This is a genomic window from Halorubrum sp. B53 (assembly GCF_059752395.1).
In genome coordinates, this window is the sequence record NZ_MWTH01000012.1 from 454,296 (window position 1) to 472,767 (window position 18,472).

At 69.7% G+C, this 18,472-nt stretch carries 17 protein-coding genes; 11 read left to right on the forward strand and 6 right to left on the reverse strand.

The window, feature by feature from the left end; genetic code table 11:
* Position 1 precedes the first annotated feature (1 nt).
* The 4 genes from B4V06_RS11485 to B4V06_RS11500 all read left to right on the forward strand — a co-directional run bounded on the left by B4V06_RS11485 (position 2) and on the right by B4V06_RS11500 (position 4,448).
* The gene (locus B4V06_RS11485; RefSeq protein WP_498169977.1) at positions 2-1,114 is read left to right on the forward strand and encodes an MBL fold metallo-hydrolase; all 1,113 of its coding nucleotides are present in this window, start codon (positions 2-4) and stop codon (positions 1,112-1,114) included.
* Between the two features lie 3 nt (positions 1,115-1,117).
* Positions 1,118-2,407: an MFS transporter gene (locus B4V06_RS11490; RefSeq protein WP_498169981.1), complete on the forward strand. Its 1,290-nt coding sequence runs from the start codon at positions 1,118-1,120 to the stop codon at positions 2,405-2,407.
* Positions 2,408-2,570: 163 nt separating this feature from the next.
* Positions 2,571-4,010 carry an FAD-dependent oxidoreductase gene (locus B4V06_RS11495; protein ID WP_498169983.1) on the forward strand — a complete coding sequence of 480 codons (1,440 nt, stop codon included), beginning with the start codon at positions 2,571-2,573 and terminating at the stop codon, positions 4,008-4,010.
* Positions 4,011-4,184: 174 nt separating this feature from the next.
* Positions 4,185-4,448 carry a hypothetical protein gene (locus tag B4V06_RS11500; RefSeq protein ID WP_498169986.1) on the forward strand — a complete coding sequence of 88 codons (264 nt, stop codon included), beginning with the start codon at positions 4,185-4,187 and terminating at the stop codon, positions 4,446-4,448.
* A 176-nt stretch (positions 4,449-4,624) separates the two neighbouring features.
* On the opposite strand, the gene B4V06_RS11505 is transcribed toward B4V06_RS11500, so the two are convergent.
* On the reverse strand, positions 4,625-6,076 hold the full coding sequence (locus B4V06_RS11505; RefSeq protein WP_498169988.1) for an HD domain-containing protein: 1,452 nt from the start codon (positions 6,074-6,076) through the stop codon (positions 4,625-4,627).
* A 114-nt stretch (positions 6,077-6,190) separates the two neighbouring features.
* On the opposite strand from B4V06_RS11505, the gene B4V06_RS11510 reads away from it, so the two are divergent.
* The 3 genes from B4V06_RS11510 to mtnP are packed head-to-tail and all read left to right on the forward strand — an operon-like array spanning position 6,191 to position 8,321.
* On the forward strand, positions 6,191-6,415 hold the full coding sequence (locus tag B4V06_RS11510) for a hypothetical protein (RefSeq protein ID WP_498170066.1): 225 nt from the start codon (positions 6,191-6,193) through the stop codon (positions 6,413-6,415).
* Positions 6,415-7,410, forward strand: a complete 996-nt coding sequence (locus tag B4V06_RS11515; protein WP_498169991.1) for a YeiH family protein — start codon at positions 6,415-6,417, stop codon at positions 7,408-7,410. The genes B4V06_RS11510 and B4V06_RS11515 overlap by 1 nt, the downstream gene beginning before the upstream one ends.
* Before the next feature lie 44 nt (positions 7,411-7,454).
* Entirely contained in the window at positions 7,455-8,321 is an 867-nt protein-coding gene (gene mtnP / locus B4V06_RS11520) for an S-methyl-5'-thioadenosine phosphorylase (RefSeq protein ID WP_498169994.1), read from the forward strand.
* A 512-nt stretch (positions 8,322-8,833) separates the two neighbouring features.
* Here mtnP and B4V06_RS11525 read toward each other — a convergent pair.
* Genes B4V06_RS11525 through B4V06_RS11535 form a run of 3 tightly spaced genes read right to left on the reverse strand, consistent with a single transcriptional unit; the run spans position 8,834 to position 13,847 of the window.
* Positions 8,834-9,817: a segregation/condensation protein A gene (locus tag B4V06_RS11525; RefSeq protein WP_498169996.1), complete on the reverse strand. Its 984-nt coding sequence runs from the start codon at positions 9,815-9,817 to the stop codon at positions 8,834-8,836.
* Complete coding sequence (gene smc / locus B4V06_RS11530; protein WP_498169999.1) at positions 9,810-13,400, reverse strand: chromosome segregation protein SMC; 3,591 nt, start codon at positions 13,398-13,400, stop codon at positions 9,810-9,812. The genes B4V06_RS11525 and smc overlap by 8 nt, the downstream gene beginning before the upstream one ends.
* Before the next feature lie 24 nt (positions 13,401-13,424).
* Positions 13,425-13,847, reverse strand: a complete 423-nt coding sequence (locus B4V06_RS11535; RefSeq protein WP_498170001.1) for a DUF7518 family protein — start codon at positions 13,845-13,847, stop codon at positions 13,425-13,427.
* A 180-nt stretch (positions 13,848-14,027) separates the two neighbouring features.
* Between B4V06_RS11535 and B4V06_RS11540 the strand changes: the two genes are divergently transcribed.
* From B4V06_RS11540 to B4V06_RS11555, 4 genes are all read left to right on the forward strand, one after another.
* Positions 14,028-14,627, forward strand: coding sequence for a double zinc ribbon domain-containing protein (locus B4V06_RS11540; protein ID WP_498170003.1), 600 nt, complete (start codon positions 14,028-14,030; stop codon positions 14,625-14,627).
* 214 nt (positions 14,628-14,841) lie between these two features.
* Positions 14,842-15,021, forward strand: coding sequence for a transcriptional regulator CdrS (cdrS, locus tag B4V06_RS11545; RefSeq protein ID WP_004595187.1), 180 nt, complete (start codon positions 14,842-14,844; stop codon positions 15,019-15,021).
* A gap of 4 nt (positions 15,022-15,025) precedes the next feature.
* Positions 15,026-16,243, forward strand: coding sequence for a cell division protein FtsZ (gene ftsZ, locus B4V06_RS11550; RefSeq protein ID WP_123114030.1), 1,218 nt, complete (start codon positions 15,026-15,028; stop codon positions 16,241-16,243).
* A 186-nt stretch (positions 16,244-16,429) separates the two neighbouring features.
* A complete protein-coding gene (locus B4V06_RS11555) occupies positions 16,430-17,470 on the forward strand; it encodes a zinc-dependent alcohol dehydrogenase (protein WP_498170009.1) in 1,041 nt (346 codons plus the stop codon).
* Between the two features lie 25 nt (positions 17,471-17,495).
* On the opposite strand, the gene B4V06_RS11560 is transcribed toward B4V06_RS11555, so the two are convergent.
* Together B4V06_RS11560 and B4V06_RS11565 are read right to left on the reverse strand one after the other, a co-directional pair.
* On the reverse strand, positions 17,496-18,266 hold the full coding sequence (locus B4V06_RS11560) for a CDP-alcohol phosphatidyltransferase family protein (protein WP_123114032.1): 771 nt from the start codon (positions 18,264-18,266) through the stop codon (positions 17,496-17,498).
* On the reverse strand, positions 18,267-18,437 hold the full coding sequence (locus B4V06_RS11565; protein ID WP_498170013.1) for a hypothetical protein: 171 nt from the start codon (positions 18,435-18,437) through the stop codon (positions 18,267-18,269).
* Positions 18,438-18,472 lie beyond the last annotated feature (35 nt).

Sequence of the window (18,472 nt, forward strand, 5' to 3'; positions counted from 1 at the left end):
GATGCAGGAGCTATCGCCGGACGCGCTCGGTGAACAGCTGCGAAACGACGAGGAGGGCCCGCTCGTCCTCGACATCCGCCACGAACCGGAGTTCGAGGAGTGGCACGTCCCGGGCAGCGTCAACGTCGACGTGTACGACGAGCTGACCGGCGACCCCGACCGCGCCAAGCCGGCGCTCTCCGCGCTCCCCCGTGAGTCGCGGATCGTCACCGTCTGCGCCGAGGGCGTCGTCTCGCAGACCGCGACGGACGTCCTCCGCGAGCTGGGCTACGACGCGGTGACGCTCGCCGACGGGATGAGCGGGTGGAGCCGCGTCCACCGACACGCCGAGGTGCCGGTCGACCTCGACGGGACGCTCGTTCAGATCGCGCGCCCGGGAAAGGGCTGTCTCTCGCACGTCCTCGTCTCGGACGGCGAGGCCGCCGTCTTCGACCCGTCGCACTACCTCGACGAGTACGACGCGGTCCTCGACGAGTACGACGCGGAGCTCGTCGGCGTCTTCGACACGCACGCCCACGCCGACCACGTCTCGGGCGCCGCGGCGCTCGCCGACCGCCATGCCGTCCCCTACTACCTCCACCCGAAGGACGCGCTCGCGCTCGACGCGACGCCGATCGAGGACGGCGAGGTCGTGGCCGTCGGCGGGCTCGCCGTCGAGGTCATTCACACGCCCGGACACAGCGAGGGAAGCGTCTCGTTCGACGTCGGCGGCGCGGCGCTGCTCACGGGCGACACCCTGTTCCACGACAGCGTCGGCCGCGTCGAGCTCGGCGTCGAGGCCGGCATCGAGGACTCCGACGTCGAGGGGAACGCCGCGACGCTGTACGAGAGCCTCCGGCGGCTGCTGGACCGGCCGGACGACGCGGTCGTGCTCCCGGCGCACGACCCCGGCTCGCCGGAGCCGCCGGTGACCGCGACGCTCGCGGAAGTCAAAGCGCGGAACGCGGACCTCGGTCGCGACCGCGAGGCGTTCGTCGCGGAGCTCGCGTCGGACATCCCGGACCACCCGCCGAACTTCGAGCGGGTCAAGCGCACGAACGTGGGACAGGAGTCGGTTCCGGCGGACGAACTGGCCGAACTGGAGCTGGGGCCGAACAACTGCGCGGCCGAGTGATCCATGAGCACGGCAACTAATATCAAACAGGGAATCCGCGAACACCTCGGCCAGTTTTCGCTCCACGTCCTGCTGGTGTTCGCCACCGGCCTGACCATCGGGTCCGAGCGCACCGTCGTCCCCGCGCTGGGAGAGGACGTCCTCGGCGTCGAGTCGTTCCTCGTGATCGGCTCGTTCGTCGTCTCCTTCGGGATCGTGAAGTCGATCCTCAACCTCTACGCCGGGAAGTGGGGCGAGGAGTACGGCCGCAAACCGGTGCTCGTCGCCGGGTGGGTCACGGCGCTCCCCCTGCCGGTCATCCTCATCTTCGCCCCGAGCTGGGGCTGGATCACCGTCGGGAACGTCCTGCTGGGCGTCAACCAAGCGCTGACGTGGAGCATGGCGATCAACGCGAAGATCGACCTCGCGAGCCCCGACCAGCGCGGCCTCGCGGTCGGCATCGACGAGTCGTTCGGCTACACCGGCGTGGCCGTCGGTGCCTGGGTCACGGGCGTCATCGCCAGCCGGTGGAGCCTCCGACCGGAGCCGTTCTACTTCCTCGCGGTCGTCGTGGCGCTGGCGTTCCTCATCTCGGTCTTCCTGATCAAGGAGACCGTCCAGTACGCGGAGGCCGAGGGCGACGACGACGATCGCGACGCGAACCTCCCGTTCAAGGAGGTGGTAAAGCGGGCGACCTACGGTGATCGGACGCTGTTCGCGGCGGCGCAAGCGGGTCACATCGAGAACTTCGTCGACACGCTGTTCTGGATCGCCGTCCCGCTGTACCTGCTGAATCAGGGGCTCGATATCGCGGCCGTCGGGGCCGTCGTCGGCGTCCACAGCGCGATGTACTTCCTGCAGATCGGCACCGGCGGCCTCGCGGATCGGATCGGTCGCCGGCCGCCGGTGATCGCCGGGATGTTCCTCGCCGGCGCGGGCGTGCTCGGGATGGTCCTCGTCGAGGGGTTCCTCCCGTGGGCCGCTCTGGCCGCCGTCTCCGGGCTGGGCATGGCGCTGCTGTATCCGAACCTGATGACCGTCCCGAGCGACGCGGCCCACCCGACCTGGCGGTCGGCCGGGATGGGGGTCTACCGGATGTGGCGCGACTCGGGTTACGCCGTCGGCGCGGTCCTGATCGGGCTCTCGATGGAGTTCGCCGGCGCCGAGGCGGCGTTCTATCTGACCGCCGTCCTGATGTTCCTGTCCGGCGCGGTCGTGTACGTCTGGATGGAGGAGACCCACCCCGAGTTCGGGACCCACGAGCCGCCCGCCCCCGCGTCGGAACCGCCGGCCGGACCGACCGCGCAGGACTAGTTCAGCGGCGGCGATCCCCTCCCCCTCGACCGACGGAAAAAATCGACGTTCGTCGAACCATCAAAACGACGACTGTAGCCCCGCTGTCGGCCGATTAGCCGATCGAGATAGCAAGACCGTTAACGGGTGAATTCGTTTCGGGGAGTGAGAGCGTTCATCACGCATGTCCGAACACACTGATCTGGTCATCGTCGGCGGGGGTATCAGCGGGGCGTCGCTTTTATACGCGGTCGCGAAGTTCACCGACGTCGACGACGTCACGCTGATCGAGAAGGAGCGGGAGATCGCGGCGGTCAACTCCGATCGCACGAACAACTCTCAGACCCTCCACTTCGGCGATATCGAGACGAACTACACCTTAGAGAAGGCCGAGGAGGTCAAGGAGGGCGCCGAGCTGCTCGCGGGGTACCTCGAGGGGACCGACCCCGACCGCGAGATGCACAGCAAGCGGAGCAAGATGGTCCTCGGCGTCGGCGAGGCGGAGGTCGCCAAGCTGGAGGAGCGCTACCACGAGAACGGGTTCGGCGACCTCTTCCCGAAGCTCCGCGAGATCGGCCGCGAGGAGATCGCGGAGCTGGAGCCGAAGGTCGTCGAGGGGCGCGACCCCGACACCGCGCTCAAGGCGCTCCAGACGCCGGACGGCTACGTCGTCGACTACGGCGCGGTCGCGGAGTCGTTCGTGGAGGACGCCCGCGCCGAGGACGGCGTCGCCGTCCACCTCGGCACCGCGGTCGAGAACGTCGACGAGGGGCGTGACGGCTTCACCGTCGAGACCGACGACGGCGACTTCGCGGCCGACGCGGTCGTCGTCGCCGCCGGCTCCCACAGCCTCCAGTTCGCCAAGGAAATGGGGTACGGCGAGGACATGTCGCTGCTGCCGGTCGCGGGGAGCTTCTTCCTCGCCGACGACCTGCTGAACGGGAAGGTGTACACGCTGCAGATGAAGAAGCTCCCGTTCGCGGCGGTCCACGGCGACGCCGACGTCCACGACGACGGCGTCACCCGGTTCGGCCCCACGGCGAAGCTCGTCCCCGCGCTCGAACGCGGCGAGCTCTCCACCGTGAGCGACTTCGCCGACGTGTTCGGCTTCTCGCCCGCGTCGATCCTGAGCTACGTCAACATCCTCTCGGACCGCGTCCTCTTCCCCTACGTCGTGCGCAACCTCGTGTACGACATCCCCGAGGTCGGCAAGCGCGCGTTCCTGCCGGACGTCCAGAAGGTCGTGCCGAGCGTCGACGTCGACGACATCGAGCGCGCGAAGGGGTACGGCGGCGTGCGCCCCCAGATCGTCGACACGAAGAACAGGGAGCTCGACATGGGCGAGGCGAAGATCACGGGCGACGGCGTCCTGTTCAACATCACGCCCTCGCCGGGCGCCTCGACCGCGCTGAAGAACGCGATGACCGACGTGCGGACCGTCCTCGACTTCTTCGACGCCGACCACGAGTTCGACGAGGCGGCGTTCCGCGAGGCGACGATCGAGAACTTCCCGCGCGGCGACGACGCGGCGGCGAGTCCGACCGCGGAGGGCGACGACGCTGCCGAGGCCGCCGACGCTGCCGAGGCCGCCGACGACCGCGTCCCCGCCGAGGCCGACGACTGAGCCGGGTGCAGCGCGCGCCGCGCGGAACCGACCGGATCTCCGTCTGATACCGGGGCGCGGCGCCGCTATCCGAATTGAGCCGGATTCGACCGGCTTAAATCGGCGGAAATCCCGCCAAAATCGGCTGCAGGGCCTTCCTCCCTTTTGTTTACTCACCCACTACGTCGAGTCGCGATGTTCGAAACAGACCCGATCACGACGGCAACGCTCGCAACCGACGCGGCGCAGGTGGCCTTGCAGGCCGGCCCGCCGGCCGACGTCGCCGCGCAGGCCCCCGCGTTCGTCCAGGAGATCCTCGCCGAGGTCGGCTCCACCGCCGGCGACGCGGCCGGCGGAATCGGCGAGACGATCAGCGGCATGACGCCCGGCGGCAGTGACGCGGCCGAGGGCGCGGGTAAGGCCGCCGGCGACGCCGCGGGGAATGCCCCCGGTCGATAGCGGTCGTCCCCTGACCGATAACGGTCGCCTCCCGACCGACACCGTTCGGCCCTTCGCTGACACCGTTCGGCCCTTCGCCGCTCGCCGGCTCCTTTCCGCGTAGACCGCGACGCTCGTTTTCGCCGTTTCGCGCGTCTGTTTAAATACCGGAGAGTCGGTCGAGCGTCCGTGCCGGATCACGCCCGCGTCTCCTCGACGACCTCCCGCTCGAACGCCGTCCGGAGCACGCGGATCGCCCGCCGCTTCGTCCCATCGGGGACGAAGACGAAGGGGATCGGCACGTCGAACGCGCGGTCGCCGTACAGCCCCCAGTCTCCGACCGACCGGGTCGTCCCGCCGTACGCGATCGGGATGTCCTCCAGCTCGTCGGGGTCGTAGGCCGGCACGTACGAGCGGTCGATCCACACTTCGTGGACCGGCACGCCGAGCGCGTCGGCGAGCAGCCGCTCCAGCCGCTCGTCGCCCTCGGTGAGCCACGCCGTGAAGTCGTCGAGGTCGAGGCCGCGGTCGTCGCGGCCCTCCTCGTCGCCGTCGCCGCCCTCCGCACCGACGAGGTCGCCGCCGATCCGGTCGGCGAGCGCGATCCGGTGTTTCCAGCAGGTGGCCGGGAAACGCCGCCCGCGGAACCGGTCGTACATCGACGCAAGCGTCGAGTCGGGGTGCTCGCGGGCGGCGACTCGGAGCCGTTCGAGCACGGCGTTGTCGTCCAGCTCCCGCGAGAGGACGCCGTCGACGGTCACCGGGCTCTCGCCGGTCACGGCCTCGTACTCGCCGAGCAGCTCCTGGAGGAGTCGGTTGGCGTAGACCGCCTTGTGGTGCTGAGTCACCCACATGTACAGCGCGATCCGGCCCTCGAGGTAGTTGCCGATGGTCGAGAGCGCCTTCTCGGTGAGCGCGAGCCCCGCCTCGGGGTGGGCCGTGTAGGCGTCGACCATGCGGTCGACGTCGAAGCTCAACACGCCCGCGCCGGTCATCTGGTTGTCGCGGGTGATGTAGTCGAGCCGGTCGACGTCGATGGGCGAGTGGAGCAGCTGCGCGCCGACGCCGCACTGCCAGGGGTCGCCGCGCTCGTACGCGAGGCTGTAGCCGAGGACGTACGCGCACACCTCGAAGGGGTCCACGTCGAACGAGCGCAGCGCGTCGCCGTACTCCTCGACGATGAGGACGCAGCCGAGCAGCTCGTGCGGGCTCGCCGACCGGAGCGGCGCCCCGCCGACGCCCGCTCGGTCGAAGGCGTCGACCAGCCCGGTGTCGACGACCCGCTCCCGTAAGACTCCCTCGTCGAGGAACCCCTCCGAGAGGTGCGAGAAGGGCGGATGGCCGACGTCGTGGAGCAGGCAGGCGCACTCCAGCGTGCGCTGGATCTCCTCCAGCTCGTCGGTCGTCGCGCCCTGCGCGAAGTACGACTGCCGACGGAGATTCTCGAACACGGTCCGGCCGAGGTGGTAGACGCCGAGCGAGTGCTCGAACCGCGTGTGGTTCGCCCCGGGGTAGACGAGGTGCGTCGCCGAGAGCTGGCGGACGTACCGCAGCCGCTGGAACGGCCGGGTGTCGACGACGCCGTCGACGAGCGCGTCCGGCAGCTCCACGTAGCCGTGGACGGGGTCTTTGATCTGTGTGGTCGGCATCCGGGTGTCCGACAGACGACCGCCCGGAACCTGCCTCTTTCGGTCGCGCGGACGAGGCCCCCGCGGGTCGCCGGAGTGCGTCCTTATAAGTACCGAGCGCGCCGACCCGCGGGTATGGCACCGGACGCCGGCCGCGAAGCGACGGACGCCGACGACGCCGACGGGACGATGGCCGAGACGGGCGCCGACGAGACGACGGCCGAGACGGACGCCGACCGCGGCACCGGATCGCCGCTCGTCGACCGGTGGACCGCGCTCGACCGCGGCTGGCAGGCGCTCGCGCTCGGGCTGGGGATCGTCGCCGCTCACGCCGCGGGACAGGCCGCGGGCGTCCTCTGATGCGCGTCGTCGACGCCGCCAGCCCGTACCTCCCCGGCCTCGCGCTGCTGGCCGCCGGGGCGCTCCTCTCGCACCTCGTCGCCGGCGCGGTGGACGGACTCCAGCCGCTCGTCGTCGCGGTCGGGCTCGGCGCGCTCGTCGGCAACGCGGTCGGCACGCCCGACGCCGCGAAACCGGGGGTCGGCGTCGACAAGCTCTTCTTGGAGACCGGGATCGTCCTGCTCGGCGCCGCGGTCGTCGTCGAGGAGTTCATCGCCGCGGGGCCCACTGTCCTCGGGCTGGTCGTCGTCGCGGTCGGCGGCGGGCTGCTGCTCGCCGAACTGATCGCGCGCGTGCTCTTTCGGTTAGACGGGACGACGCCCTCGCTGCTGGCCGCCGGCGCGAGCATCTGCGGCGTCTCCGCCGTCGTCGCGATCGGGCGCGTGCTCGACGCCCGCGGCGCCGCGATCACGTTCGCGGCGGCGACCGTCCTCTTGTTCGACGCCGTCACGCTCGTCGCGTTCCCGATCGCCGGGGAGTGGCTCGGGCTCACCGGCCGCCAGTTCGGCGTCTGGGCCGGCGTGAGCATGTTCTCGACCGGACCCGTCGCCGCCGCGGGGTTCGCCCACTCGCCGGAGGCGGGCCAGTGGGCGACCGTGACGAAGCTCGCGCGCAACTCCCTGCTGGGCGGCGTCGCCATCGTCTACTCGCTGGCGTACACCGCGCGGTCGGCGACCGAGCCGGGCGTGCGCCGGCTGTGGGCGGAGTTCCCGAAGTTTCTGCTCGGCTTCCTCGCTGTCGCCGCGGTCGCGAACAGCGGGCTGCTCTCGCCGGCCGCGCTGGAGTCGATCGGGCGCGTGTCGGACGCGCTGTTCACGCTGGCGTTCGTCGGCCTCGGGTTCTCGATCCGGTTCCGCGAGATGCGCGAGGTCGGCGGCGCCGCCGTCGGCGCCGTCCTCGTCCATCTGCTCGTCGTGAGCGCGCTCGCGCTGGCGGCGGTGCGGTGGCTGCTGTAGTCCCGCTTCAGTCCGTATAAGTAGCGGGCGGACGCACTCCGGGTATGAGCACCATCGGCTTCATCGGCGGCAGCGGCATCTACGAGGCGCTGCCCCTGAACGACGTGCGCGAGGTGGAGTACGACACCCCCTACGGCGAGCCGAGCGACGCGATCACGATCGGCGAGTTCGCCGACACGGGCAAAGAGGTCGCCTTCCTCCCGCGGCACGGATCAGAGCACGGCGTCTCGCCCACCGACCTCCCGTACCGCGCCAACATGTACGCCTTGAAAAAGGCGGGCGTCACACACATCTTCGCGTCGAACGCGGTGGGAAGTTTAAAAGAGGAGTTAGAGCCCGGCACGCTCGTCGTCCCCGACCAGATCTACGACCGGACCAAGCGCCGCGACCTCTCCTTTTTCGGCGACGGCGTCGTCGTCCACCAGCCGTTCGCGGACCCGTACAGTCCGGAGCTGGTCGACCACCTGACAGAGGCCGCGGAGGCTTCCACGTCCCCTGACACGAAGGTCGTCAAAGGCGGCGCCTACGTCTGCATCGAGGGCCCGCAGTACTCGACGCGCGCGGAGTCGGAGTTTTATAAGAGCCAAGGCTGGGACCTGGTCGGCATGACCGCGATCCCGGAGGCGAAGCTGGCCCGCGAGGCCGAGATCGCGTACGCGACGATCGCCGGCGTCACCGACTACGACGTCTGGAAGGAGGACAGCGAGGTGACGCTCGAGGAGGTGTTAGAGAACGCCGAAAAGAACCAAGAAGCGATCAAGGCCGCGGTCGAGGAGGCGGTCCGGACGCTCCCCGACGACCTGGAGTGCGAGGCGCACACCTCGCTCGAAGGTACCGTCAACACGCCGACCGACGCGATCCCCGAGGAGACCCAAGAGCGCGTCGAGCCGCTGCTGGGCGATTACTTATAAATCGCTAACTCCGGATCGACGGAGAACACCGCCAAAGCCCCAGCCGCTCGGCGGTACGTGATCGACAACTCTGCGGTGAACTCCTCCAAAGCCCCAGTCGCGACGACTCGCGCGGCTCGCTGCGCTCCTCAGTCGCTCGTTCCACTCGCTCCTTGCGGTGTCGCCGGCGGCTCCGCCGCCGGCTGCCCGTGGCGCGTAGCGCCACGCTGCTTGCGTCGCCGTGCTTCGTCCTCGCGACTGCCCCTTTGAGTCCCACCCAACCGCACAGCGACCGCACCTCACGCCTCCCCAGCCTCGCGGCTCACGGCTCGCGGCTTCGCCGCTCGCGTTCGCCGCGTCCCTCGCGCGCGCTCCTCGCGGTCGCCGAGGGCGACCGCTCGGAGGCACGCGCCACCGCTTCAGTTTCGTATAAATGATCGCCCGAGGCTTTGACGGTATTCACCGCCGATTCGCAGCCGTTTGTTTATAAGCGATCGGAGGGCGCTGGAACCGGCTACGCTCTCGAAAACGTACTAATCCGCTATCGCTTCCGATTCTCCGGTCATCGCCGTGGGGTCTTTCACCCACAGATCGCCGAACAGGTCGTCCTGCTGGAGGCGCACCGAGCCGCGGTGGGCCATGAACAGCAGCGCGAGGTACGTCATGAACGGGCGCCCGCCCGCGGTCTCGATCTCCGCGAACAGCACCTCCGTGCGCCCGCGGTCGAAGTGGGTTCGGAGGGCGTTGTCGATCTCCACTATCACCTCCTCGATGTCCTCGTCGTGGGTGCGGTCGGTCGCCTCGCCGGCGGTCGGCTCGCCGTCCCGCCGGAACTCGTCGCCGGTGTGGTAGTCGAGCGTCTGCGTGCCGCGGTCGTACCCGTGCGGCGACTCCGAGGTGTCGTACTCGCGGGACTCTTTCCACCACGAGCCGCGCTCGGCCTCCCGGAGCTCGCGGACCAGCTCGTCGAGCGTCTCCGGCGAGCCCCGGGTGCTCTTCCGGTCGAGCCGCCGGTCCATCTCCGCCTCCAGCTCGTCGACCGGGTCGAAGTCGCCGTCGGCGGGGTCCGGCGCGCCGCCCTCCATCGCGACCTCCCACGGCTCCGGCTCGGGCTCCTCGTCGTCGTCGTCGTCGGCCAACATCCCGTCGCTTTTCATCCGCAACAGGACGCTGGCGTAGAACAGCGCCCGCCCAGTCGTCCGGAGGTCCGTCTCGTCGAGCCGCTCCAAGAAGGCGTCCGTCACCTGCACGATGTCGATGTCCCACGGCTCGATCTCGCCCTCCTCGGCGAGCTGGACGAGGAGCTCGACGGGCTCGACCTCGCCGTCCTCCTCGGCCCCGTCTCCCCCGGCGCCGTCGACGTCGCCCGGGGCCTCCGCCTCCGGCTCCCCCGACGGTCCCCCGTCGCGCTCGCTCGTCAGGTCGAGGCTCGGGACGCCGTCGGCGTCGCCCGCGGCCGCCGACTCGTCGCCCGGTCCGCTCCCGTGCGCGCCCACCGACTCCGGCGGCTCAGTCATCCGCGCTCACCTCTCCGTCGCCGTCGCCACCCTCGTCGCCGAACTGCATCCCGGTGACCGCCGAGAGGTTGTCGCCCTGCATCGTGACGCCGATGGCGCGGTCGGAGCGCTCCAGCAGCGCGGAGCGGTGGCCGACCACCACGAACTGCGCGTCCGCGGCCAGCTCCTCGATCATCTCGCCGACGCGCTCGGCGTTGACCGCGTCGAGGAACGCGTCGATCTCGTCGAGCGCGTAGAACGGCGCGGGGTTGTGCCGCTGGATAGCGAAGATGAAGGAGAGAGCGGTCAGCGACTTCTCGCCGCCGCTCATCGCCTCGAGCCGCTGGACCGGCTTGTCCGCGGGCTGCGCCTTCATCGTCAGCCCCTCCTCGAAGGGGTCCTCCGGGTTCTCCAAGAGGAGCTCGCCGCTGCCGGCCGAGAGGCGCGCGAAGATGTCCTCGAAGTGGTTGTTGATCGACTCGAACGTCGCCATGAACGTCTCCTTCTTCGCCGCCTCGTACCCCTCGATGCGCTCCTCGATCGCGTCCCGCTCCTCGACGAGTACGTCCCGGCGCTCTTGGAGCTGGTCGAGCGCCTCCTGCACCTCGTCGTACTCGTCGATCGCGAGCATGTTGACTGGCTCTAACGCCTCCATCTCGGCCTCCAGCTCCTCGATCCGGGACTCGACCTCGTCGAGGTCCGGGATCTCCTCGGCGTCGTACTCGCCCACCTGCGACTCCAGCTCGTCGATTTCCCACTCCAGCCGGTCGCGGCGGTCCGTCAGGTCCTCCAGGTCGGACTCGGCCTCGGCGACGAGCGAGCGCTGCTCGTCGCGTTCGCGGGTCGCCGCCTTGATCTCCTCTCGGAGGTCCTCGCGGTCGGCCTTCAGCTCCGTGAGCTCCTCCTCTAAGTCGGCGATCGCCGCCTTCTTCTCCTCGAGCTCGGCCTCCTTCTCCTCGATCGCGGCCTCGTGCTCGGCGACCGCCTCCTCGGCCTCCGCCTTCCGGTTCTGCGCCGTCTCAACGGTGTCGTGGAGGTCGTCGACCGCGTCCTCGGCGTACCCCTTCTCCAGCTCCAGCTCGCTCTGCCGCCCGTCGAGCGAGTCCATCCGGTCCTCTAAGTCCGATATCTCGCCGCGGATCTCGTCGGCGCGCTCGGAGAGCTCCGGGATCTTCGAGTCGGCGAGCTCCGCCTCGATCTCCTCGATCTCGCCCTCCAGCTCCGCGATCTCCGCATCGAGATCGTCGAGCTCCGCGTCCAGCTCGCTCATCTCCTCGTCGACCGACTCGCGTTCCGCCTCCAGCTCCTCGAGCTCGGTCTCTAACTCGTCGATCCGGTCCTCGGCGTCCGCGAGGTCCTCCTCGGCGCGCTCGACGTCGGCCTCCAGCGACCGGACGCGCTCCGCGGCGTCGGCCTTGCGGTCGCGCGCGTCGTCGATGTCCGCCTCCAGCTCGTCGACCTCCGACTCCAGCGACTGCCGCTCGTCCTCCAGCTCCGAGATCTCGGTCGCGAGCCGCTCCAGCTTCCCGCCGCCGGACTTGGTGAACGCGTACCGCGATCCGCCGCCGGACCCGCCCGTCATCGCGCCGGACTTCTCGACGAGGTCGCCGTCGAGGGTGACCATCCGGTAATCGCCCATCAGCTCGCGGGCGGTGTCCATGTCCTCGACGACGAGCGTCGAGCCGAGCACGTACGAGAACACCGAGGCGTACTCGGCGTCGTAGTCGACGAGGTTGCGCGCGAAGTCGACGACGCCGGGCAGCGAGGGCTTCCGCGGGAGGCTTCGGTCGTCCATCTCCGTGATGGGGAGGAACGTCGCCCGGCCCGCGTTCCGCCGCTTCAGGTAGTCGATACACGTCGAACCGACGCCGTCGTCGTCGACGACGACGTTCGCGAGCCGGCCGCCGGCGGCCGTCTCGCACGCCTCCGCGTACTCGGCCGCGACCGAGCCGAGCTCGCCGACGGCGCCGTGGACGCCGTCGATGCCGCCGTTCTTCACCTCGGTCACCGCCCGCGGCCACGAGGTGTCGCCGCGCTGGTCGGCGGCGGCCTCCAGCTTCGCGTACTCGTTCTGCCTCTCGCGGAGCTCCTCCTCGACCGCCTCGAGCTCCTCGCTCCGCTCGGCCTTCTCCGAGAAGAGGTCCGCGACGACGTCCTCGATCTTCTCTTCGTTCTTCTCGGCCTTGTCGAGTTCGCTGCGGAGCTCGGAGATCCGCGCCTTGTGCTCCGGCAGCGACTCGCGGGCCTCCTCCAGCTCGGTCCGCGCCTCGCTCACGGCGTTCGAGCGCCGGCGCGCCTCGTCGAGCAGGCGGTCCTTCTCGCGCTGCTTCTCGTTCTTCTCCTTGCGCAGCGACTCGATCGCCTCCTTCTTCTCGGCGAGCTCGTCTTTCAGCTCGTCGAACTCGGTGTCGGCGCCCTCGATCTCGGCCTCGACGTCCGCCAGCTCGGACCGCTTCGTCGCGATCTCGGACTTGACGGAGGCCTTCTCGACTTTCGCCTCGCGGATCTCCTCGTCGAGCTCCTCGATCGTCTCCTCCTTCCGGTCGATCTGGACGAACGCGTCGCGCCGCTCCGTCTCCGCCTCCGCGGCGCGCTCCTCGGCCGCCTCGATCTTGTCCTCCAGCCGCGAGATCTCGCCTTTCACCTCCTCGATCTCCGATCGGATCTGAATCTGCTCGTCCTCGCCTTTCGTCTCGATCTCGTGGTTGAGGTCGGCCAGGTCCTCCTCTAAGCGGGTGAGCTTCCCCTGTCTTGCGTCGAGCTCCTCGCGGAGCTCCTCCAGCTCGGCCTCCGCGTCGTCGATGTCGCCCTCGACGCCGGCGAGCGCCTCGCGCTTCTCCTCCAGCTCGGAGGCCTTGAGGAAGCCGCGGTACTCCTCGAGTTCGTCGCGGTACTCCTGATACTGGAGCGCGGTCTCGCGCTCGTCTGCCAGCTGGTCGAGCCGGTCCTGCTTCTCGCCGATCCGGAGGTCCGCCTCGCCGATCCGGTCTTCGACCGTGTCCAGCTCCTCGAAGGCGGCCTCCTTCTTCTCGTCGAACTCGGCGACGCCCGCGATCTCGTCGATGATCCCCCGCCGCTGGTAGGGGGTCATGTTGATGATCTCGGTGACGTCGCCCTGCATCACGACGTTGTACCCCTCCGGCGTCACGCCGGCGGCCGCGAGCAGGTCCTGCACGTCCGAGAGGTTCACCGAGCGCCCGTTGAGGTAGTAGTAGGAGTAGTAGTTGTCCTCGGTCTCCTTCACGCGGCGCTTGATCGTGATCTCGGAGACGTCGCCGACGTTCTCCGTGCCCGCCGCGGAGACGACCTGCGACCGGTCGAGGGTGCCGTCCTCGTTCGAGAGGACGACCGTCACCGAGGCCTCGTTCGGACCGCCGGAGCCCTCCCCGCCGTCGTGGCCGGGGTTGTAGATCAGGTCGGTGAGCTTCTTCGCCCTGATCCCGCGGGTGCGCGCCAGGCCGAGCGCGAAGAGGACCCCGTCGATGATGTTCGACTTCCCGGAGCCGTTCGGCCCCGTGACGACCGTGAAGTCGTCGTAAAAGGGGATCCTCGTCGTTCGTCCGAAGCTCTTGAACCCGTCCAAAACGACTTCAGTGATATGCATGTGACGCGGGGATGTGGAGGCGGATTACGCGACGATGATGTCGCTGTCCGACTCCTCGTCGTCGCTCTCTGCCTCCGACTCGCCGGCCTCGGCGTCCGGCGTCGTCGCCTCCTGCTCGGGGACGACCATGTCGTCGCCCTCGGTCTCGGCGCTCCCGTCGTCGGCGCCCGCGTTCCCGTCGCCCGTCCGCTCGACGACCTCGACGTGGTCGTCGGAGTGAGTCCGCGTCTCCCCGCCGGCCGACTCGGTCGCCACGGCCGGCTCCTCGTCCGGCTCGGCGGTGTCCCGCGCCTCCTCGCCCGCGGCGTCCGCCCGTACGGACACCTCCTGGGCGTCCTCGACCTGTCGGACGCGTTCCTTCATTTCGACCAGCTCCTCCGTGAGCCCGTTGACCGCCGCCTGCAGCTCCGCGACCTGTCGTTCGAGGTCCTCGACGCGGTTACTCATATACACACGTATGCCCACGCGGGCCGTATAAATCTGCGTCAGACACATGTGTGACCATGTCGCATGATATTCGCCGAGGGCGGCGGCTCGGCGCACACGTTTCCGAGGGCTGAAACGTCGTGCCGCTATCGTCCGATATCGTGGGGAAGATACTTGTAGTGCGGCCGATATGGCGTCCGTATGAGCAAGATCACCTTCCGGGCCGACGACGATCTCGTCGAGCGGCTGGAAGCGTGTGACGCCTCCAAGAGCGAGGTGATGCGGGAGGCGCTCCGGACCTACCTCGACGACGCGGAGGCCGAGTCGGCCGCCGCCGCCGACGCGGACTCGGCCGCCGCCGAGACGGTCGACGCCGCGCTGGCCGACCGCGTCGACGACCTCATCGCCGACCGGCTCGACGCCGCGTTAGACGATCGCCTCGGCGGACGGTCGGGGCCGTCCGACGCGGCGTATGCGCGCGGAAACCCGGCCGAGATCAACGTGAACGTCTCTCTCGACGCTCCTGACGCCGACGCCGACGACGCGCGTGTGACACGTGAGACGACGACGGACGCCGAGACGGAGGCGCGTAAGACGCCGCCGAACGTCACTAAGGGCGAAAACGTCTGCGGAGGATGCGGAGAAAACGTCCCCGCTGACCACGTTTACTGCCCGAATTGCGGAGAAAAGCAGTCCCACAGGGCGTTCTGCGAGTGCGGCGACGAGCTGCGGACCGACTGGGCGTTCTGCCCCGGCTGCGGCCGCCGAACTCCGGCTGCGGACGTGCTAAACGATCGTTAACAATAGATAGCGGCGTTCTGGACGGAGTATTCGCCCGGTTCGGTGGTTGTCTTACAACCGCCGGTAGTTTTATAATGATAGCCTCGGTGATTTGAATTGCGTAAGACGGTCGTCTTACAGCGGCCGTCCGCGGCGGGGATGACCCCGCCGACGGGCGACCCGTCGCTGTAAGACACACGCGTCGCGTGTTCGCCGTCTTACCGGGGGAATACCAATGGAGCGTGTGACACTACGAATCCCGAAACAGCAGATAGACGAGGTCGAACAGATGGTCGAGACGGGCGAGTTCCCGAACCGGAGCGAGGCGATCCGGTCGGCCGTCCGCGACATGTTGAACGAACAGGACGGCGAGCGCGACGAGCGCGGCCGCAACCGCAACTGGGCGAAGGTGTAAACTGATGCAAGATCTCGTTCAGGACGCCCTCGACAACGCGGAAGCGGAGAAGCGCGACATGGACTCCGTCGACATGGACGACGACGAGTTCGGGGACCCCCGAATCGTCATCGTCGGCGCCGGCGGCGCCGGGAACAACACGATCAACCGGCTGTACAACATCGGCGTCGACGGCGCCGACACCGTCGCGATCAACACGGACAAACAGCACCTCAAGATGGTCGAAGCCGACACCAAGATCCTCGTGGGCAAGTCGCTCACGCAGGGGCTCGGCGCCGGCGGCGACCCCAAGATGGGCGAGCGCGCCACCGAGATGGCCCAGGGCACGATCAAGGAGGTGCTCGGCGACGCCGACCTCGTCTTCGTCACCGCCGGGATGGGCGGCGGCACCGGGACCGGCGCGGCGCCGGTCGTCTCGAAGATTGCCAAGGAGCAGGGCGCCATCGTCGTCGGGATGGTCTCGACGCCGTTCAACGTCGAGCGCGCCCGCACCGTGAAGGCCGAGGAGGGCCTGGAGACCCTCCGCAACGAGGCCGACTCGATCATCGTCCTCGACAACAACCGGCTGCTCGACTACGTGCCGAACCTGCCGATCGGGAAGGCGTTCTCCGTGATGGACCAGATCATCGCGGAGACGGTGAAGGGGATCTCCGAGACGATCACCCAGCCGAGCCTCATCAACCTGGACTACGCCGACATGTCCACCATCATGAACCAGGGCGGCGTGGCCGTCATGCTCGTCGGCGAGACCCAGGACAAGAACAAGACCCAAGAGGTGGTCAACGACGCGATGAACCACCCGCTCCTGGACGTCGACTACCGCGGGGCCTCCGGCGGGCTCGTCCACATCACGGGCGGTCCGGACCTCACGCTGAAGGAGGCCGAGGGGATCGCGAACAACATCACCGAGCGGCTGGAGGCGAGCGCCAACGTCATCTGGGGCGCCCGCATCCAGGACGAGTACAAGGGGAAGGTCCGCGTCATGGCGATCATGACGGGCGTCCAGAGCGCGCAGGTGCTCGGCCCCTCGACGCAGAAGCAGGCCGACAAGTCCCGCGCCGCGGTCGACGCCGACGACCTCGGCGACTCCCGCTCGCGCGCCGCCGAGACGAACGGCACCGCCGGCGCGACGGCCTCCGGCGGCGCCGATCAGGGCGCCTGGGAGTCTGACGGCGGCACCGAGCCCGTCGAGAAGAACAACGGCCTCGACGTCATCCGCTAAGACGAGCTCGAAGCCGACGCGGCCGTTCGGTTCCGTTTTTTCTGCCGACCCGACGTCGCTTCGCCCGACCGCGCGAGGACTTAACATCGCAGGGTCCGTGGGACGGTACGTGTCACGCCACCAGCCGATCCGAGGTCCGCGGCGCCGCGCGGTCGTCGCCCGCGGCCGAGCCGGACGCGACGCGCGATGACCGACGCCGCGCTCTACTTCACGGGCCCCGAGACCGTCGAGGTCCGAGCGGCGACCGTCGGCGAGCCCGACGCCGACGAGCTGCTCGTCGACACCCGCGCCTCGGCGATAAGCGCCGGGACGGAGCTGCTCGTGTACCGCGATCAGACCCCGGACGACCTCCCGGCCGACGAGGCGCTGGACGCGCTCGACGGCGACCTCTCGTACCCCCTCCGGTACGGCTACGCCGCGAGCGGCGTCGTCCGCGCGGCCGGCGCCGACGTCGACCCGGACTGGGTCGGCCGGTCGGTGTTCTCGTTCGTCCCCCACCAGACGAGCTTCCGTGCGACGCCCGACTCGGTGGTCGCGCTCCCGCCGGGGACGACCCCGGCCGCCGGGTCGCTGCTCCCCTCGGTCGAGACCGCGACGAACGTCGTCCTCGACGCCGCGCCGCGGCTCGGAGAGCGGGTCGTGGTGTTCGGCGCCGGGGTGATCGGGCTCTGCGTCACTCGCCTGCTGGCCGATTTCCCGCTGGAGTCGCTGGTCGTCGTCGACCCGATCGAACGCCGTCGGGACCTCGCCGCTGCGCTCGGCGCCGACCGGACGACGACGCCGGCCGAAGTCGGCGCCGCCGACTCCGCCGACTCCGCCGGTTCGGGCCTCGCAGACGCGACCCTCCCCGCCGACGGCGCCGACCTCGCGATCGAGCTGTCCGGCCAGCCGAGCGCGCTCGACGACGCGATCGGGGCCGTCGGCTACGACGCGCGGATCGTCGTCGGCTCGTGGTACGGGACCAAGCGCGCGCCGATCGACCTCGGCGGGCGGTTCCACCGCGACCGCATCGACATCGTCTCCAGTCAGGTGTCGACGATCAGCCCGGAGCTCCGCGGGCGCTGGGACCGCGATCGGCGCATGGACGCGGCGCTCGACCGGCTCGACGGGATCCCCGCCGACGAGCTGATCACCCACCGGATCCCGTTCGAGCGCGCGCCGGAGGCGTACGAGCTGCTCGATTCGGGATCCGACGAGGCGGTGCAAGTCATTTTGGAGTACTCGTGACGGCGGGCCGGTGACGTCTGACCGGTCAGCGGTGACCCGGGAGCCGTCCGCTGACGGCGAGGTAGTCCCGCGTAAACACCGCCAGCGACGGCGCGAGGACGACGGGCGCGATAGTCCACACGAGCTCCGTCGGCGCGGGCGGGACGAGCGCGACCGTCACGAAGCCCATCTGCACGCCCGCGAGGTACTTCCCGAGGTCGCTGTCGGGGAGGTCGCCGACGGGGAGCCCGCGGGCGCGCCGCAGCCACACGGCCCCGCGGAAGACGTACCGCGCGGCGGAGATCGAGAGGTACCAGACCGGGAGCAGCCCCCACAGCACCGCCACCAGCGGCGCGGCGACGAACCCGAACGTGTCGAACGCCATGTCGAGCCGCCGGCCGACCTCCGTCTCCCGGCCGACAGTCCTGGCGACGGTCCCGTCGAGGTTGTCGAGGGCGACGCCCGTCCCGTAACACAGCGCGGGCACCCACGCGAGCGGTGTCTCCGGGGGCACGACGACGAACCCGGCGACGACCGCGTACAGCGCCCCACGTACGAGCGTGACCGCGTTCGCGAGCCCGAACAGCCGCCGCCAGAACCCGTCGGTCAGCCCCTTAGGATCGAGCCCGTAGCCGACGTACCAGAGCTGTCCGGCCCAGCAGACGCCGGCGACGACGGCGGGCGAGACCCCCCACCGGCCCGTCACGTCCGCCGGAAACAGCCGCGACAGGAGGGCGGCGAGCGCGATCGCGGCGAGGAGCGGGAGCCCGAGACCGACCCCGACGCGGACGGAGCGCCGCCGGCGGGTCTCGGCCATCTACGCCTCACCCGCCGCCGCGTTCGGCCCGGCGGCGTTTACGTCCCCGCTGGCCGCGTTTACGCCTCGAACGGCCGCGTTTACGGGCGCTTCGGTGACCGCGGCCTCGGCGGTCGTCTTGATGACTGCGGTGCCGGCGGCCGCCCCGGCGACCGCGATGTCGGCAGTCACGTCGATGACTGCGCCCCGGTGATCGCGTCGCGGTC

Bases quoted from the DNA above. Each gene is read 5' to 3' on its own strand.
- B4V06_RS11515 (WP_498169991.1), top strand. From the start codon at position 6,415: ATGCGCGTCGTCGACGCCGCCAGCCCGTACCTCCCCGGCCTCGCGCTG.
- B4V06_RS11510 (WP_498170066.1), top strand. From the start codon at position 6,191: ATGGCACCGGACGCCGGCCGCGAAGCGACGGACGCCGACGACGCCGAC.
- cdrS (WP_004595187.1), top strand. From the start codon at position 14,842: ATGGAGCGTGTGACACTACGAATCCCGAAACAGCAGATAGACGAGGTC.
- mtnP (WP_498169994.1), top strand. From the start codon at position 7,455: ATGAGCACCATCGGCTTCATCGGCGGCAGCGGCATCTACGAGGCGCTG.
- smc (WP_498169999.1), bottom strand. From the start codon at position 13,400: ATGCATATCACTGAAGTCGTTTTGGACGGGTTCAAGAGCTTCGGACGA.
- B4V06_RS11540 (WP_498170003.1), top strand. From the start codon at position 14,028: ATGAGCAAGATCACCTTCCGGGCCGACGACGATCTCGTCGAGCGGCTG.
- B4V06_RS11495 (WP_498169983.1), top strand. From the start codon at position 2,571: ATGTCCGAACACACTGATCTGGTCATCGTCGGCGGGGGTATCAGCGGG.
- B4V06_RS11555 (WP_498170009.1), top strand. From the start codon at position 16,430: ATGACCGACGCCGCGCTCTACTTCACGGGCCCCGAGACCGTCGAGGTC.
- B4V06_RS11490 (WP_498169981.1), top strand. From the start codon at position 1,118: ATGAGCACGGCAACTAATATCAAACAGGGAATCCGCGAACACCTCGGC.
- B4V06_RS11485 (WP_498169977.1), top strand. From the start codon at position 2: ATGCAGGAGCTATCGCCGGACGCGCTCGGTGAACAGCTGCGAAACGAC.
- B4V06_RS11500 (WP_498169986.1), top strand. From the start codon at position 4,185: ATGTTCGAAACAGACCCGATCACGACGGCAACGCTCGCAACCGACGCG.
- B4V06_RS11505 (WP_498169988.1), bottom strand. From the start codon at position 6,076: ATGCCGACCACACAGATCAAAGACCCCGTCCACGGCTACGTGGAGCTG.
- B4V06_RS11560 (WP_123114032.1), bottom strand. From the start codon at position 18,266: ATGGCCGAGACCCGCCGGCGGCGCTCCGTCCGCGTCGGGGTCGGTCTC.
- ftsZ (WP_123114030.1), top strand. From the start codon at position 15,026: ATGCAAGATCTCGTTCAGGACGCCCTCGACAACGCGGAAGCGGAGAAG.
- B4V06_RS11525 (WP_498169996.1), bottom strand. From the start codon at position 9,817: ATGACTGAGCCGCCGGAGTCGGTGGGCGCGCACGGGAGCGGACCGGGC.
- B4V06_RS11535 (WP_498170001.1), bottom strand. From the start codon at position 13,847: ATGAGTAACCGCGTCGAGGACCTCGAACGACAGGTCGCGGAGCTGCAG.